This window comes from Pseudomonas sp. SDO524_S393 (genome assembly GCF_054071875.1).
Map to the genome: position 1 here is coordinate 1 of NZ_JBSVVZ010000035.1, position 16,077 is coordinate 16,077.

Genomic DNA, 16,077 nt, shown 5'->3' on the forward strand with positions numbered 1-16,077 from the left:
GTCTCGGTTTCGCAGTTGCACCGAGGTGATGCTATCGCAGGCAAGCCAGCTCCCACATTGGGGTATTGCGCAGGTCTTAGAGACCGTAGCTCATAAGGCGCTCATAACGACGGGCCAGCAGCGCTTCGTTATCCAGCTTCTTGAGCATCGCCAGTTGCGAACCCAGTTCGGCACGGATGGTCGCGGCAGCGGCTGCCGGATCACGGTGGGCGCCGCCCAGAGGCTCGGCGATCACTTTGTCGACGATGCCCAGGCCCTTGAGGCGCTCGGCGGTAATGCCCATGGCTTCAGCGGCATCCGGAGCCTTTTCTGCGGTTTTCCACAGGATCGAGGCGCAACCTTCCGGCGAAATCACCGCGTAGGTCGAATATTGCAGCATGTTCAGTTGGTCGCAGACACCGATAGCCAATGCACCGCCGGAACCACCTTCACCAATCACGGTGGCGATGATTGGGGTTTTCAGGCGTGCCATGACGCGCAGGTTCCAGGCGATCGCTTCACTCTGGTTGCGTTCCTCGGCGTCGATCCCCGGATAAGCGCCCGGCGTGTCGATGAACGTCAGGATCGGCATCTTGAAGCGCTCGGCCATTTCCATCAGGCGGCAGGCCTTGCGGTAGCCTTCCGGACGCGGCATGCCGAAGTTGCGACGTACTTTCTCGCGCACTTCACGGCCTTTCTGGTGACCGATCACCATCACCGGCTGGTCGTCCAGGCGGGCGATACCGCCCACAATGGCGGCGTCGTCGGAGAAATGGCGGTCGCCGTGCAACTCGTCGAACTCGGTGAAGATATGCTGAATGTAATCCAGGGTGTACGGACGGCGCGGGTGGCGGGCCAGGCGCGCGATCTGCCAGCTGGTCAGCTTGCCGAAGATGTCTTCGGTGAGCGTGCTGCTCTTGTCTTGCAGGCGGGCGATCTCATCGCCGATGTTCAGCGAATTGTCATTGCCGACCAGGCGCAGCTCTTCGATCTTGGCTTGCAGGTCAGCGATCGGCTGTTCGAAATCAAGAAAATTCGGGTTCATAAGCGTCCGTCTTGGGTCGACGGCCAGGTATGCCTGGCCAGCCGGTGGTCTATTCGCGCCCTACCTTAAGGGAGAGGCGCGGTTAGGTCGAGATTAAATATTCAGTCGAGGTCAGACATCTCTGACCGTCAACGGTATTGGAGGAAGACGTTGTCTCGCCCGAACTGGTCACGCAAAGCTTGAATCAAGCCATCGGCGGGATCAATTCGCCAGGTCTCGCCAAACTGCAACATGACCTTGGCGTCGTTGCCGGTGTACTCCATGGTCACCGGGCATGCGCCACGGTGGCGCTTGAGCAGGTCGCCCAGCCAGCGTAGCTGATCGCCCTTGAGCGCTTCGGTCTTGACCTTCAGGCGCAGGCTTTCGGCCAGGTTGGTGCGTGCATCTTCCATGCTCATCACCCGCTTGATGCGCAGGCGCAGGCCCCCGGAGAAATCATCGTTACTGACCTCCCCTTCCACCACCACCATGGCATCAGTCTGCAACAACGACTGGGCGGAATGGAAGGCGTCGGCAAACAACGACGCTTCGATACGGCCGGAGCGGTCATCGAGGGTGATAAAGCCCATCTTGTCGCCCTTTTTATTTTTCATGACCCGCAGGGCGATGATCATGCCGGCGACGGTCTGGGTATCCCGTGCCGGTTTCAAGTCGATGATGCGCTGACGGGCGAAACGGCGAATCTCGCCTTCGTATTCGTCAATCGGGTGACCGGTGAGGTACAGGCCCAAGGTGTCTTTTTCGCCCTTGAGGCGCTCCTTGAGGGTCAGTTCCTTGGCCTTGCGGTGGTTACCGTACACATCCGCATCTTCTTCGACGAACAACCCGCCAAACAGGTCGGCGTGCCCGCTGTCGTGGGTGCGGGCGGTCTGCTCGGCAGCCTTGATCGCTTCTTCCATGGCCGCAAGCAACACGGCACGGTTGCGGTCGATATTGGCCTGGTAAGCTTTCGGCTCATCATGAAAATACGGACCGAGACGGTCAAGTGCGCCGCTGCGGATCAAGCCGTCGAGGGTTCGTTTGTTGATGCGTTTCAGGTCAACCCGCGCGCAGAAGTCGAAAAGGTCCTTGAACGGCCCATCCTGGCGCGCCTCGGTGATGGCTTCCACCGGCCCCTCGCCAACGCCCTTGATCGCGCCCAGGCCATAAATGATGCGGCCCTCTTCGTTAACCGTGAACTTGAACTCGGAGGCGTTCACGTCCGGCGCATCGAGACGCAGCTTCATGGTGCGCACTTCTTCGATCAAGGTCACGACCTTGTCGGTGTTGTGCATATCCGCCGACAGCACCGCCGCCATGAACGGCGCCGGGTAGTGCGCTTTCAACCACGCCGTCTGGTAAGACACCAGGCCGTAGGCGGCGGAGTGAGATTTGTTGAAGCCATAACCGGCGAACTTTTCCACCAGGTCGAAGATGTTACCCGCCAGGTCCGCGTCGATATTGTTGCTCGCGCAGCCCTCGATGAAACCACCACGTTGCTTGGCCATCTCCTCGGGTTTCTTTTTACCCATGGCCCGGCGCAGCATGTCCGCACCACCGAGGGTATAACCCGCCATGACCTGGGCAATCTGCATCACCTGTTCCTGATACAGAATGATGCCGTAGGTCGGCGCCAGTACCGGCTGCAGACCGTCGTACTGATAGTCCGGATGCGGGTACGCAAGCTCCGCACGTCCGTGCTTGCGGTTGATGAAGTCATCCACCATGCCCGATTGCAAAGGGCCCGGACGGAACAGAGCCACCAGTGCGATCAAGTCTTCCAGGCAGTCGGGCTTGAGCTTTTTGATCAGCTCTTTCATGCCCCGGGATTCAAGCTGGAACACCGCCGTGGTTTCAGCTTTTTGCAGCAGCGAATAGGTCGGTTTGTCGTCCAGCGGAATGAACGCGATGTCCAGCGGCGCTTCATTGGCCTTGGCACGGTCGCGGTTGATGGTCTTGAGTGCCCAGTCGATGATGGTCAGGGTCCGCAGGCCCAGGAAGTCGAACTTCACCAGACCGGCAGCCTCCACATCGTCCTTGTCGAACTGGGTGACCAGACCATCGCCTTCTTCATCGCAATAGATCGGCGAAAAGTCGGTGAGCTTGGTCGGCGCGATCACCACGCCACCAGCGTGTTTACCCACGTTACGCACAACGCCCTCGAGCTTGCGCGCCATGTCCCAGATTTCAGCAGCCTCCTCATCGACCTTGATGAAGTCGCGCAGGATTTCTTCCTGCTCGTAGGCTTTTTCCAGGGTCATGCCGACTTCGAACGGAATCATCTTCGACAGGCGGTCGGCCAGTCCATAGGACTTGCCCTGCACCCGCGCCACGTCACGGATCACCGCCTTGGCCGCCATGGAACCAAAGGTGATGATCTGGCTCACCGCGTTGCGACCGTATTTCTCGGCCACGTACTCGATCACCCGGTCACGACCATCCATGCAGAAGTCGACGTCGAAGTCGGGCATCGATACCCGTTCCGGGTTGAGGAAGCGTTCGAACAGCAGGTCATATTCCAGCGGGTCGAGGTCGGTGATCTTCTGTACATAGGCCACCAGCGAGCCGGCACCCGACCCCCGGCCCGGGCCTACCGGCACGCCGTTATTCTTGGCCCACTGGATGAAGTCCATCACGATCAGGAAGTAGCCGGGAAAGCCCATCTGGATGATGATATCCAGCTCGAAATTCAACCGGTCGATATACACCTGGCGCTTGGCGTCATAGTCCTCGGTGGTGTCCTTGGGCAGCAACACCTCAAGGCGCTCGTCCAGGCCATCGAAGGACACCTTGCGGAAATACTCGTCGATGGTCATGCCATCGGGAATCGGGAAGTTGGGCAGGAAGTGCTTGCCCAGCTTCACTTCGATATTGCAACGCTTGGCAATTTCGACGGAGTTTTCCAGGGCCTCGGGCAAGTCGCTGAACAACTCGGCCATTTCTTCGGCGCTTTTGAGGTATTGCTCTTCGCTGTAGTTTTTCGAACGGCGCGGGTCATCCAGGGCCCGGCCTTCGCCGATGCAGACGCGGGTTTCGTGGGCCTCGAAGTCTTCTTTCTTGATGAAGCGCACATCGTTGGTCGCCACCAGCGGTGCGCCCAGCGTGTCGGCCAGGGCAACGGCGGCGTGCAGGTGTTCTTCGTCGTTCGGGCGATTGGTGCGCTGAATCTCCAGGTAAAAACGATCAGGGAAGACCTGCATCCACTCCCGCGCCAGCACCTCGGCCTCTTGCGGGTTCCCCCCCAGCAAGGCGATGCCGATCTCGCCTTCTTTGGCCGCCGACAGCATGATCAGACCTTCGCTGGCCTCGGCCACCCACTCGCGCTCGATGATGATCGAACCGTTGCGTTGACCGTCGATGAAGCCCCGGGAAATCAGCTCGGTAAGGTTGCGATAGCCCACAGCATTCATCGCCAGCAGGCTGATGCGACTCAGGGGGTTTTCCGGGTCTTTGTTGGACAGCCACAAGTCAGCACCACAGATCGGCTTGATGCCGCCGCCCATGGCGGTCTTGTAGAACTTGACCAGGGAACACATGTTGTTCTGATCGGTAACCGCGACCGCAGGCATGTTCATGCCCACCAGGGTTTTGACCAGCGGCTTGATCCGCACCAGGCCGTCGACCAGGGAGTATTCAGTGTGCAGGCGCAGGTGAACGAATGAAGCCGGCATAGTGATCCTGTCTTGAACGTGGAAACAACAAGGCCCGGGATTGTACCGGGCCTTGGCAAAAACATCAGCCTTGCGGCTAAACCTCGCTGAGGCTCTCACGCACCTCGTAAGCCTGGCGAACCGGGGCGAACGAGCGGCGGTGGATCGGCGTCGGGCCCAGACGGGCCAGGGCTTCCAGATGAACGGGCGTCGGGTAGCCTTTATGACCACCGATGCCGTACCCAGGATAGATCAGCTCGAACGCCGCCATTTCGCGATCACGGCTGACCTTCGCCAGAATCGACGCCGCCGCGATGGCCGGCACCTTGCTGTCGCCCTTCACCACCGCCTCCGCCGGCATCGCCAGCTTCGGGCAGCGGTTGCCGTCGATCATCGCCATTTTTGGCGTGATGTGCAGGCCTTCCACTGCCCGCTGCATCGCCAGCATGGTGGCGTGAAGGATGTTCAGTTCGTCGATTTCTTCGACTTCGGCCCGAGCGATGTGCCAGCTCAAGGCCTTTTCACAGATTTCGTCAAAAAGCTTTTCACGGCGTGCTTCAGTGAGCTTTTTCGAGTCGTTAAGCCCCAGGATCGGGCGGTTCGGGTCGAGAATCACCGCCGCGGTGACCACGGCACCGCACAACGGGCCGCGTCCGACCTCATCAACGCCGGCGACCAACTCGTGGGCCTCGGCTACCAGACTGAAATCCAGGCCCATTTGCGTGGTCATAGGGCCTCCTGTTGGCCGATCAGAGTCAGTACGGCATCCGCCGCCTGATTGGACGCGTCGCGACGCAGGGTGCGATGGATGTCGTCAAAACCGCGGGTCTGCTCTTCGCCGCCATCGATCAGTGGCAGCAAGGTCTGCGCCAGAGCCTCGGGCGTCGCGTCGTCCTGCAACAGCTCCGGCACCAGCAACCGCTGGGCCAGCAGGTTGGGCAGTGAAATATAGGGGCTCTTGACCATGCGCTTGAGAATCCAGAAGGTCAGCGGCGCCAGTCGGTAGGCCACGACCATCGGGCGCTTGTACAGCAAGGCTTCGAGGGTGGCGGTGCCCGAGGCGATCAGTACGGCATCGCACGCTGCCAGCGCCAGATGCGACTGGCCGTCGAGCAGGGTCAATGGCAGGTTGCGGCCTTCCAACAGCGTCTCGATCTGGGCCCGGCGTTGCGGGCTGGCACAAGGCAGTACGAACCGCACGCCAGGCTTCAGGGCTTGCAGACGTTCGGCAGCATCAAAAAACACGCTCGCCAGGCGACCGACTTCACCCCCTCGACTGCCCGGCATCAATGCGACGAGCGGACCGTCGGGCAGGCCGAGTTCGGCCCGTGCCGCCGCGCGGTCAGCCTGCAATGGGATGGCATCGGCCAGGGTATGCCCGACAAATCGCACCGGCACGCCTTTTTCTTCGTAGAACCTGGCTTCGAAAGGCAGCAGGGTCAGCATCAGGTCGCAGCCTTCGCGAATCTTCAACACGCGCTTCTGCCGCCACGCCCACACGGACGGGCTGACGTAATGCACGGTCTTGATCCCGGCCTGACGCAGCTTGAGCTCGATGTTCAGGGTGAAGTCCGGCGCATCGATGCCAATGAAGACATCGGGCTTTTCTTCAATGAGTGTCTGGATCAACAGCTTGCGGCGGGCCAGCAGCTCACGCAGGCGGCCCAGCACTTCCACCAGGCCCATGACCGACAAACGCTCCATGGGGAAGTAGGAAGTGAGGCCTTCGGCTTGCATCAGCGGACCACCGACGCCAATGAACTCTACCGCCGGATGACGGGCCTTGAGGGCCCGCATGAGACCCGCCCCCAGGATATCGCCGGAAGCCTCTCCAGCCACCAACGCGATACGAAGATTGGCCATGATCAGCGGGTGATGCCGCGGGTCGACGCCTGGATCGAGTCACGGAACACCGCGACTTCCGGGAACTGCACTGACGGCTCGGCCAATTCAGCCAATGCCTGGTCGACGGTCAGTCCCTGGCGATAAACCACTTTGTAGGCACGGCGCAAGGCGTGGATCGCCTCTTCGCTGAAACCGCGACGGCGCATGCCTTCGAAGTTCATGCTGCGCGCTTCGGCCGGGTTGCCGAATACCGTGACGAACGCCGGAACGTCCTTGCCAATGGCGGTCCCCATGCCGGAAAAGCTGTGGGCGCCGATATGGCAGTACTGATGCACCAGCGTGAAACCAGACAGGATCGCCCAGTCATCAACATGCACATGGCCCGCCAACGCGGTGTTGTTGACCAGGATGCAGTGGTTGCCGATCACACTGTCATGGCCGATATGCGCATAGGCCATGACCAGGTTGTGATCACCCAGCGTGGTCTCGGCGCGGTCTTGAACGGTGCCACGATGAATGGTCACGCCTTCACGGATGATGTTGTGGTCACCGATGACCAGGCGTGTTTCCTCACCCTTGTACTTCATGTCCGGGGTGTCTTCGCCTACCGAGGAGAACTGGTAGATGCGATTGTGTTTGCCAATGCGGGTCGGACCTTTGAGGATCACGTGTGGCCCGATGACAGTCCCCTCGCCGATTTCCACACCTGCGCCGATGATCGACCAAGGGCCGACCTCAACGTCGGCGGCCAGTACGGCCGACGGATCGATGATTGCGCGAGGGTCAATCAAACTCATAGTTTGCGTTCCGCGCAGATGATTTCTGCGGAGCACACCGGCTTGCCATCCACCGAGGCCTGGCACTCGAACTTCCAGATCTGGCGCTTGCAGCTGATGAACTTGGCTTCCAGGATCAACTGGTCACCCGGGGTGACCGGGTTGCGAAAGCGCAACTTGTCGGAGCCCACGAAATAATACAGCGTGCCGTCGGCAGGCTTGAGGTCGAGCATTTTGAAACCAAGGATACCGGCAGCCTGGGCCATCGCTTCAATGATCAGAACACCCGGCATGATGGGATGCGCAGGGAAATGACCATTGAAGAACGGTTCGTTGATGCTGACATTCTTGTAGGCACGAATGCGCTTTTCCTCGACATTGAGGTCCACTACACGGTCCACCAGCAGGAACGGGTAACGGTGAGGCAGGTATTCGCGAATCTCGTTGATGTCCATCATTTCGGGGGGAAGCCTGTAATAAAAATTGGGGGCGGGCGAACTGAGAGCACGCCCCGCTAGCAAATCAAGGAGGCAGTCTAGCGGCTGTGCACACTTGATATGGAAATGGTATCAGCCTTCTGATGAAGCATTATCGCCAGGGGTCACGTCCCCAACACGCTTTTCCAGCTGTTTGAGACGTCGAGCCATGTCGTCGATCTGCCTCAAACGTGCTGCGCTCTTGCGCCATTCAGCTGCGGGCTGCATGGCAGTACCGGAAGAATAGGCCCCCGGCTCGGTAATCGAGTGGGTCACCATGGTCATGCCGGTGATGAATACGTTGTCGCAGATATCGATGTGCCCCACCAGCCCTACACCACCGGCGAGCATGCAGTGCTTGCCGATTTTGGTGCTGCCGGAAATGCCCACGCACGCGGCCATGGCAGTGTGATCACCGATCTGCACGTTGTGCGCGATCTGGATCTGGTTGTCGAGTTTCACACCGTTGCCGATCACGGTATCGGCCAGGGCCCCCCGATCAACGGCTGTGTTCACGCCGATTTCCACGTCGTCGCCGATCAGTACGCCTCCGACCTGGGCAATCTTGTTCCAGATGCCCTTCGAATTGGCAAAGCCGAAACCTTCACCACCGATCACTGCGCCCGACTGAATGACCACCCGCTGCCCGATACGCACATCGTGGTACAGGGTTACACGAGGGGCGAGCCAACCATCGGCACCGATTTCACAACGCGCACCGATGAAGCAATGGGCGCCAATCGTGACACCGGCCGCAATGCGTGCGCCGCTTTCGATCACCGCATAAGCACCAATGCTGGCTGCTGGGTCAACCTGGGCATCCTCGGCGATCACCGCCGAAGGATGAATACCGCCAGCCGCCTTGGGTTTCGGGTCGAACAGATGGGACACCCGGGCGTACGCCAGATACGGATCGGCCACCACCAGCGCATCCCCGGCAAACCCTTCGGCGTCAGCGGCCTTCAGCAGTATGGCTGCGGCTTGGCTGTCGACCAGGTATTTACGGTATTGAGGGTTTGCGAGGAAGCTCAACTGAGCTGGGCCAGCCTCCTGCAAGGTGGCTAGCCCAGTGATTTCCTTCTCCGGGGAGCCGCGCAAGTCAGCCCCCAGGAACTCGGCCAACTCGCCGAGCTTGATAGTCGCAGTCATGGCTTACTTCAGCTGGTTCATGCGCTCGATCACCTGACGGGTGATGTCGTATTGAGGCTTGACGTCGATCACGGCGCCACGCTCGAACACCAGGTCAAAGGCACCTTTCTTGATGACTTCTTCCACTGCACTGTCCAGTTTTGGCTTGAGCTGCTTCAGCATTTCGCGGTCGGCAACAGCTTTGGCTTCGTTCAGTTCCTTGGACTGGAACTGATAGTCGCGGGCCTTTTGCTTGAACTCAAGCTCCAGACGCTCACGCTCGCCTTGCTGCATTTTGTCGCCACCGGCTACCAGGCGATCCTGGATGCCCTTGGCGCTGCTTTCCAGGGTTTTGAGCTTGGTCAGTTGCGGGCCGAATTTCTTCTCGGCATCCACGGCGTACTTCTTGGCCGCGTCGGACTCCAGCAAGGCCATCTGATAATTCAGGACAGCGATCTTCATTTCGGCGAAGGCCGGGGTGGTTACCAGCACGGTGGCCAGCAGAACCAATTGAGTCAACTTACGCACGATGTACTCCTACAAAATCCGTTGTCGTTATCTTGGGTCAGACGCTTAGAACGTCTGGCCGAGGGAGAATTGGAAAATCTGGGTTTCAGCGTCATCCGGTTTCTTGATCGGCATGGCCAGAGCAAAGCTCAACGGACCCAGCGCGGTCACCCATGTAACACCGATACCCACGGAGCTCGCCATGTTGCTGAAGCTCACGTCGTTGCACTGAGTATTGGACCGTACACCACTCGGGTTGGTGATCTGCTCGCACTTGGAGTCGAACACGTTACCCACGTCCCAGAACAACGAAGTACGCAGGGAACGCTGATCCTTCACGAACGGCAGCGGGAACAGGATTTCCGCACCGCCCTGGATCAGCACGTTACCACCGAACGGCAGCGGGTCGTTGTCGGAGTCGGCCACAGTACCGCGGTTACCCGTTACACCCACACCACGGCTTGGCGTACCACGAGGGCCCAGGGTGCTGTCCTTGAAACCACGTACGGAGTTGAAACCACCCGCGTAGTAGTTCTCGTAGAACGGTAGACCATTGGTGGAACCATAACCATCGCCATAACCCAATTCGGTGTGCAGGCGCATGGTGTAGTTATCGCTCAACGGTGCGAACAACTGGCCACGGTAGTCGAGTTTGAAGAACGACAGGTCGCTGCCAGGCGTCGTGGCTTCCAGCGTCAGGCTCTGGGAATGACCACGGGTAGCCAACACGCCTTTGTTCAGGGTCGACTCGGACCAGCCGGCAGACGCCTTGAAGTTCAGGAACTTGTCACCCTCTTTGCGGGTGAAGTCGAAGATTTCGTCCACGGTGTAGACACCGGTCTTGATCTCGTCCTGCTGCGCGGTCAGACCGAAGGTCAGACGCGAGGTTTCGCTGATCGGGTAACCGATGTTCACACCGGCGCCGAGGCTGTCGATTGCGTAGCTTGCAACGTCAACGTCGAGGTCTTTGTAGTCGGTGGTGCGATAGAAGGCGTTGTAGCCCAGGCTCACGCCGTCGGCAGTCCAGTAGGGGTCGACATAACCGAAGTTATAGCGGCTCTGGTACTCGCTTCGGGTCAGGCCGATGGAAACCTTGTTACCGGTACCGAGGAAGTTGTTCTGGGTGATCGAACCACCGAGGATCAGACCCGCACTCTGTGCGAAGCCGACACTGGCGGTGATGGAACCCGACGCCTGCTCTTCAACGGCGTAGTTCACGTCAACCTGGTCATCCACGCCGGGCACGGCCGGGGTTTCGACGTTGACTTCCTTGAAGAAGCCCAGGCGCTCCAGACGGGTCTTGGACTGGTCGATCAGGTAAGTCGACGCCCAGCCACCTTCCATCTGGCGCATTTCACGGCGCAGCACTTCGTCGGCGGACTTGGTGTTGCCACGGAAGTTGATACGGTTCACGTAGGCGCGCTTGCCCGGATCGACGACGAAGGTGATGTCCACGGTGTGGTCTTCGTCGTGCGGAGTCGGCACGCCATTGACGTTGGCAAAGGTATAACCGTCGTTACCCAGGCGGCGCGTGATCAGCTCGGAGGTGGTGGTCATCAGCTTGCGCGAGAACACCTGGTCCTTCTGTACCAGCAGCAGGGACTTGACCTGGTCCTCAGGCACCTTCAGGTCGCCGCTGAGTTTCACGTCACGAACCTTGTACTTCTCGCCTTCGTTGACGTTGACAGTGATATAGACGTGTTTCTTGTCCGGGGTGATGGACACCTGGGTCGAAGCGATATCCATGTTGATATAGCCACGGTCCAGGTAATAGGAACGCAGACGTTCCAGGTCACCGGAGAGTTTTTCACGGGCGTATTTGTCATCGTTCTTGAAGAACGACAACCAGTTGGTGGTCTTGAGTTCGAACAGGTCGATCAGGTCTTCATCCGCGAACTTGGTGTTGCCCACCACGTTGATGTGCTGGATGGCCGCCACGGTACCTTCATTGATCTTGACCTTCAGGCCAACACGGTTACGCGGCTGCGGGACCACTTCGGTTTCCACGCTCGCGGAATAGCGACCCTGGGCGACATACTGGCGCTGCAGCTCATTACGCACACCTTCAAGGGTGGCGCGCTGGAAAATCTCACCTTCGGCCAGGCCGGACTGTTTGAGACCTTTCATCAAGTCTTCAGTCGAAATCGCCTTGTTGCCTTCGATCTCGATACTGGCGACGGAAGGCCGCTCGACGACGGTGATCACCAGGACGTTGCCTTCACGACCCAGTTGGATGTCCTGAAAGAAACCGGTTTTGAACAGCGCACGAGTGGATTCCACCAGGCGGCGGTCATCAGCCTGTTCACCGACGTTCAACGGTAATGCACCAAAGACGCTACCCGCGGAAACCCGCTGGAGGCCGTTGACGCGAATATCGGAGATGGTGAAGGACTCGGCGTGAACTTCGGCGATCATCAATACGGTGAGAACCGCAGTTAGCAGCAGACGTTTCATGAAGTCCTTTCTTATTCCAACTGGCAATAAACAAACTGCCGCAAAATGCGGCAGATTCGCAATTCAGCGAAGCGTTACAGTCGTCCCAGATCGTTGACCAAGGCTAACAACATCACCCCGACCACCAAACTGATACCGATCTGTATCCCCCAACCCTGCACCCGATCCGACAAGGGACGACCACGCGCCCACTCGACCAGATAAAACAACAGATGCCCCCCATCCAGTACAGGAATGGGCAACAAATTCAGAACCCCCAGGCTAATACTCAGATAAGCCAGGAAATTCAGGAAATCCGCGACACCCGACTGGGCAGAAGCGCCCGCCACTTTAGCAATGGTTATCGGTCCACTCAAGTTTTTTACCGAGAGCTCACCGAACAACATTTTCTTGAGGGATTCGAGGGTCAGCACACTCATGGTCCACGTGCGTCGCGCACCTTCGCCAATCGCCGCCAACGGCCCGAAACTGACCTCACGCACCATCGATGGTGGCCACTCGACGCCTTTCACCCCCGCGCCCAGATACCCCCCGGCCGCCTTGGCTTCCCCACGCACCGACAGGGTCACGGGGACGTCGATTTGAGCACCCTCACGCTCGACTTTCAGCACAATTTTGGTATCAGGGCGTACACGCACCAGGTCGACCACTTGCTGCCAGTCTCCCAGCGCCTGGCCATCCAGGGCCAACAGGCGATCACCGGTTTTCAGGCCTGCCGCCTGGGCCGGGCCTTTAGGGTCGAGTTCGGCCAGCACCGGCGGCAAGGCCGGACGCCACGGACGAATCCCCAGGGATTTGATCGGGTCAGGCTCGTCAGCGCCTTTCAGCCATTGATTCAGTGCCAGCTCCCGCGGGCTTTCAGCGGTCGAGTCCTGCTCACGAACCACCACATTGACGCTGCCGCTCTCACCCAGGCGACGGACCAGCTGCAGATTGACTGCGCCCCATCCTGTGGTCGGCTCGCCATCAATGGAAACAATTTCCTGCCCGGCCGCCAAGCCCGCCCTGGCCGCAATGCTATCCGCTTCGACGGCGCCGATGACCGGACGTACCTGCTGGCTGCCCAGCATCGCCAGCACCCAGAAGAACACCAGCGCCAACAGGAAGTTGGCGATCGGGCCAGCAGCAACAATGGCGATACGCTGACGAACGGTCTTGCGATTGAAGGACTGGTCCAACTGATCCGCAGGCACTTCGCCTTCGCGCTCATCAAGCATCTTGACGTAGCCACCCAGCGGAATCGCAGCGATCACGAATTCGGTGCCCTGGCGATCATGCCAACGCAGCAACGGCATGCCGAAACCGACGGAAAAGCGCAGTACCTTGACGCCGCAACGACGTGCCACCCAGAAGTGGCCGAATTCGTGGAAGGTAACCAGCACACCCAGAGCAACCAGGGTGCCGACAATCATGTAGAGCGCACTCATCTAATTTCTCCGCATTTCAATCCAGTGCCTGAGAGCGCTGATGCACCCACAGGCTAACGCGCGTTGCGGTTCAGCCATTGTTCGGCGAGCGTCCGAGCCTTGGCATCCGCCTCGAACACCGCGCCCAGTTCATTGACAGCCACGACCGGCTCCCGACCCAGCACGTCCTCGATGATACTCGCGATCTGCGGAAAGCGGATGCGCCGTTCGAGAAACGCCGCCACCGCCACCTCATTGGCCGCGTTGAGCATCGCCGGCGCACTGTTGCCAGCCTCCGCCGCCTCACGCGCCAGGCGCAGACAAGGGAAGCGCTGTTCGTCCGGCGCCTCGAAATCCAGGCGCGCAACGGCAAACAGATCCAGGGGCGCCACACCGGAATCGATACGCTCCGGCCACGCCAGGGCGTTGGCAATGGGTGTGCGCATGTCGGGATTGCCCAATTGCGCCAGTACGGAGCCATCTACATAGTCGACCAGGGAATGAATCACACTTTGTGGGTGGATCACCACTTCGACCTGGTCAGGGCGCGCATCGAACAGCCAACAGGCCTCGATCAGCTCCAACCCCTTGTTCATCATGCTCGCCGAGTCCACGGAAATCTTGCGCCCCATGGACCAGTTGGGGTGCGCACACGCCTGGTCCGGCGACACATGTTCAAGCTCGACCAACGGGGTTTTCCGGAACGGGCCGCCCGAAGCCGTGAGCAGAATCCGGCGCACACCCACCTGGCTCAATCCGCGCGCAAAATCGCCCGGCATGCACTGGAAGATCGCATTGTGTTCGCTGTCGAGCGGCAGCAATACCGCACCGCTCTTGCGCACGGCCTGCATAAACAGCGCGCCGGACATGACCAGCGCTTCTTTGTTGGCCAGCAGGATCTTCTTGCCGGCATCGACCGCGGCCAGGGTCGGACGCAGCCCGGCGGCGCCGACAATGGCCGCCACCACGGTGTCGACCTCGGCATCGGCCGAGACCTGGCACAGCCCCTCCTCGCCCACCAACACCTGCGTCGCAAGGCCGGCTGCCCGTAGATCATTCTGCAAGCCTTGCGCAGTAGTCGCTTCAGGCACGACAGCGAAACGCGGCGCGTGGCGCACGCACAGGGCCAACAGCTCGCTCAGACGCGTGAAGCCGGTGAGCGCAAACACCTGGTAGCGCTCGGGATGACGGGCAATCACATCCAGGGCGCTCAAGCCGACAGAACCCGTAGCCCCCAATACGGTGACTTGTTGCAAGCGGCTCATGGAGCAGTCATCCACAGCAGTACGGCGAAGATCGGAATGGCGGCAGTGAGGCTGTCGATGCGGTCCAACACGCCACCGTGACCGGGCAGCAGATTACTGCTGTCCTTGATCCCCGCCTGGCGCTTGAACATGCTTTCAGTCAGGTCGCCCACCACGGAAACGAACACGACGACCGCCGTCCCCAGCAGTGCCAGCAGCATTTCATGCACCGGCCAGCCACGCACGAAGCCGACCACCAACGTGATGACCAGAGTCAACGCCAAGCCGCCGTAGACACCCTCCCAACTCTTGCCCGGGCTCACCGCCGGCGCCAGCTTGCGTTTGCCAAAGGCACGGCCGGAGAAGTACGCGCCGATATCGGCCCCCCAGACCAGCACCATCACCGCCATGATCAACCAGTTGCCCATCGGTGCGTTCTTGATCTCCACCAACCCTTGCCAGGCCGGCAGCAGAATCAACAAACCAATCACCAATTTGCTGGCCACACTGGACCATTGGTTGCTCGTGCGCGGATAAGTCAGCACCAGGAAGGTCGCCAGCGCCCACCACAGCACTGCCGCTCCCAGCACCCAAGGTACGATGATGCTCGACAAGGTATGCATCAGAAACAGCAGGAAGGCCACGACAGCGGCATACACCACTCGCGGCAACTGTGCGCTGAAGCCCGCCAGGCGGGCCCACTCCCAGGCCCCCAGGGTCACGACCAGACCGATGAACAGCGCAAAGCTGGAACCGTCGAGCAGGAAAAACCCGCACAGGGCAATCGGCAGAAGGATCAGGGCAGTGATGATTCGTTGTTTCAGCATTAAACCCGGGCTCCAGCTTCGACCTGCTCGCTCGTTTTACCGAAGCGACGCTGGCGAGAAGCGAAATCGGCCAGCGCAGTGCGCATGGCATCGTGTTTGAAGTCCGGCCAGAACAGGTCGGAGAAGTACAGCTCGGTATAGGCCAACTGCCACAACAGGAAATTGCTGATGCGGTGTTCGCCGCCGGTACGGATGCACAAGTCCGGCAACGGCAGGTCACCGGTTACCAGACAGGTCTGCAACAGTTCGGGCGTAATGTCGTCCGGCCGCAGATGACCGGCCTGCACTTCGCGGGCCAGACGCTGCGCGGCCTGGGCGATATCCCACTGGCCGCCGTAATTGGCCGCGATCTGCAGCACAAAACGGTTGCTGCCGGCCGTGATCGCCTCGGCTTCACGCATCGCGGCCTGCAGTTCCGGGTGGAAGCGCGAGCGATCACCGATGATGCGCAGGCTGATGTTGTTATCGTTCAAGCGCTTGGCCTCACGGCGCAGCGCCTTGAAAAACAGGTCCATCAAGGCACTGACCTCGTCAGCCGGCCGCTGCCAGTTTTCACTGGAGAACGCGAACAAGGTCAACACTTCGACCTTGGCCTCGGCGCACACTTCGATCACCGCCCGCACCGCATCGACACCCGCTTTATGCCCGGCAACACCCGGCATAAAGCGTTTTTTCGCCCAGCGATTATTCCCATCCATGATGATCGCGACATGGCGCGGCACCACAGAGGGTACAGTCTGCTTGGTCTTTTCCATGAAGGC

At 59.9% G+C, this 16,077-nt stretch carries 13 protein-coding genes; all 13 read right to left on the reverse strand.

All coding sequences use genetic code 11. The features are described 5' to 3' along the window. Nucleotides 1-76 precede the first annotated feature (76 nt). Nucleotides 77-1,024: an acetyl-CoA carboxylase carboxyltransferase subunit alpha gene (locus tag ACW9IB_RS16605; RefSeq protein ID WP_457364936.1), complete on the reverse strand. Its 948-nt coding sequence runs from the start codon at nucleotides 1,022-1,024 to the stop codon at nucleotides 77-79. 128 nt (nucleotides 1,025-1,152) lie between these two features. Beyond that, complete coding sequence (gene dnaE / locus ACW9IB_RS16610; protein ID WP_457414517.1) at nucleotides 1,153-4,674, reverse strand: DNA polymerase III subunit alpha; 3,522 nt, start codon at nucleotides 4,672-4,674, stop codon at nucleotides 1,153-1,155. A 76-nt stretch (nucleotides 4,675-4,750) separates the two neighbouring features. Further along, complete coding sequence (gene rnhB / locus ACW9IB_RS16615; RefSeq protein WP_457364938.1) at nucleotides 4,751-5,383, reverse strand: ribonuclease HII; 633 nt, start codon at nucleotides 5,381-5,383, stop codon at nucleotides 4,751-4,753. Continuing rightward, nucleotides 5,380-6,516 carry a lipid-A-disaccharide synthase gene (gene lpxB, locus ACW9IB_RS16620; RefSeq protein WP_457414519.1) on the reverse strand — a complete coding sequence of 379 codons (1,137 nt, stop codon included), beginning with the start codon at nucleotides 6,514-6,516 and terminating at the stop codon, nucleotides 5,380-5,382. Before lpxB ends, rnhB begins: the two co-directional genes overlap by 4 nt. A 2-nt stretch (nucleotides 6,517-6,518) precedes the next feature. Continuing rightward, nucleotides 6,519-7,295 carry an acyl-ACP--UDP-N-acetylglucosamine O-acyltransferase gene (gene lpxA / locus ACW9IB_RS16625; RefSeq protein WP_457364940.1) on the reverse strand — a complete coding sequence of 259 codons (777 nt, stop codon included), beginning with the start codon at nucleotides 7,293-7,295 and terminating at the stop codon, nucleotides 6,519-6,521. Beyond that, a complete protein-coding gene (fabZ, locus tag ACW9IB_RS16630) occupies nucleotides 7,292-7,732 on the reverse strand; it encodes a 3-hydroxyacyl-ACP dehydratase FabZ (protein WP_003172281.1) in 441 nt (146 codons plus the stop codon). The genes lpxA and fabZ overlap by 4 nt, the downstream gene beginning before the upstream one ends. 111 nt (nucleotides 7,733-7,843) lie before the next feature. Then, complete coding sequence (lpxD, locus tag ACW9IB_RS16635) at nucleotides 7,844-8,899, reverse strand: UDP-3-O-(3-hydroxymyristoyl)glucosamine N-acyltransferase (protein ID WP_457414521.1); 1,056 nt, start codon at nucleotides 8,897-8,899, stop codon at nucleotides 7,844-7,846. A 3-nt stretch (nucleotides 8,900-8,902) separates the two neighbouring features. After that, on the reverse strand, nucleotides 8,903-9,406 hold the full coding sequence (locus tag ACW9IB_RS16640; RefSeq protein ID WP_003172279.1) for an OmpH family outer membrane protein: 504 nt from the start codon (nucleotides 9,404-9,406) through the stop codon (nucleotides 8,903-8,905). Nucleotides 9,407-9,451: 45 nt separating this feature from the next. Next, nucleotides 9,452-11,839, reverse strand: a complete 2,388-nt coding sequence (gene bamA / locus ACW9IB_RS16645; protein WP_457364942.1) for an outer membrane protein assembly factor BamA — start codon at nucleotides 11,837-11,839, stop codon at nucleotides 9,452-9,454. Nucleotides 11,840-11,913: 74 nt separating this feature from the next. Next, a complete protein-coding gene (gene rseP / locus ACW9IB_RS16650; RefSeq protein WP_457364943.1) occupies nucleotides 11,914-13,266 on the reverse strand; it encodes a sigma E protease regulator RseP in 1,353 nt (450 codons plus the stop codon). 53 nt (nucleotides 13,267-13,319) lie between these two features. Continuing rightward, complete coding sequence (gene ispC, locus ACW9IB_RS16655; RefSeq protein ID WP_457414522.1) at nucleotides 13,320-14,510, reverse strand: 1-deoxy-D-xylulose-5-phosphate reductoisomerase; 1,191 nt, start codon at nucleotides 14,508-14,510, stop codon at nucleotides 13,320-13,322. Beyond that, nucleotides 14,507-15,316, reverse strand: coding sequence for a phosphatidate cytidylyltransferase (locus ACW9IB_RS16660; protein WP_457414524.1), 810 nt, complete (start codon nucleotides 15,314-15,316; stop codon nucleotides 14,507-14,509). The genes ispC and ACW9IB_RS16660 overlap by 4 nt, the downstream gene beginning before the upstream one ends. Further along, the gene (uppS, locus tag ACW9IB_RS16665) at nucleotides 15,316-16,071 is read right to left on the reverse strand and encodes a polyprenyl diphosphate synthase (RefSeq protein WP_457364946.1); all 756 of its coding nucleotides are present in this window, start codon (nucleotides 16,069-16,071) and stop codon (nucleotides 15,316-15,318) included. Before uppS ends, ACW9IB_RS16660 begins: the two co-directional genes overlap by 1 nt. Nucleotides 16,072-16,077 lie beyond the last annotated feature (6 nt).

Excerpts from the sequence above, each read along its gene's own strand:
- ACW9IB_RS16605 (WP_457364936.1), bottom strand. The coding sequence starts at position 1,024 with ATGAACCCGAATTTTCTTGATTTCGAACAGCCGATCGCTGACCTGCAA.
- dnaE (WP_457414517.1), bottom strand. The coding sequence starts at position 4,674 with ATGCCGGCTTCATTCGTTCACCTGCGCCTGCACACTGAATACTCCCTG.
- rnhB (WP_457364938.1), bottom strand. The coding sequence starts at position 5,383 with ATGACCACGCAAATGGGCCTGGATTTCAGTCTGGTAGCCGAGGCCCAC.
- lpxB (WP_457414519.1), bottom strand. The coding sequence starts at position 6,516 with ATGGCCAATCTTCGTATCGCGTTGGTGGCTGGAGAGGCTTCCGGCGAT.
- lpxA (WP_457364940.1), bottom strand. The coding sequence starts at position 7,295 with ATGAGTTTGATTGACCCTCGCGCAATCATCGATCCGTCGGCCGTACTG.
- fabZ (WP_003172281.1), bottom strand. The coding sequence starts at position 7,732 with ATGATGGACATCAACGAGATTCGCGAATACCTGCCTCACCGTTACCCG.
- lpxD (WP_457414521.1), bottom strand. The coding sequence starts at position 8,899 with ATGACTGCGACTATCAAGCTCGGCGAGTTGGCCGAGTTCCTGGGGGCT.
- bamA (WP_457364942.1), bottom strand. The coding sequence starts at position 11,839 with ATGAAACGTCTGCTGCTAACTGCGGTTCTCACCGTATTGATGATCGCC.
- rseP (WP_457364943.1), bottom strand. The coding sequence starts at position 13,266 with ATGAGTGCGCTCTACATGATTGTCGGCACCCTGGTTGCTCTGGGTGTG.
- ispC (WP_457414522.1), bottom strand. The coding sequence starts at position 14,510 with ATGAGCCGCTTGCAACAAGTCACCGTATTGGGGGCTACGGGTTCTGTC.
- ACW9IB_RS16660 (WP_457414524.1), bottom strand. The coding sequence starts at position 15,316 with ATGCTGAAACAACGAATCATCACTGCCCTGATCCTTCTGCCGATTGCC.
- uppS (WP_457364946.1), bottom strand. The coding sequence starts at position 16,071 with ATGGAAAAGACCAAGCAGACTGTACCCTCTGTGGTGCCGCGCCATGTC.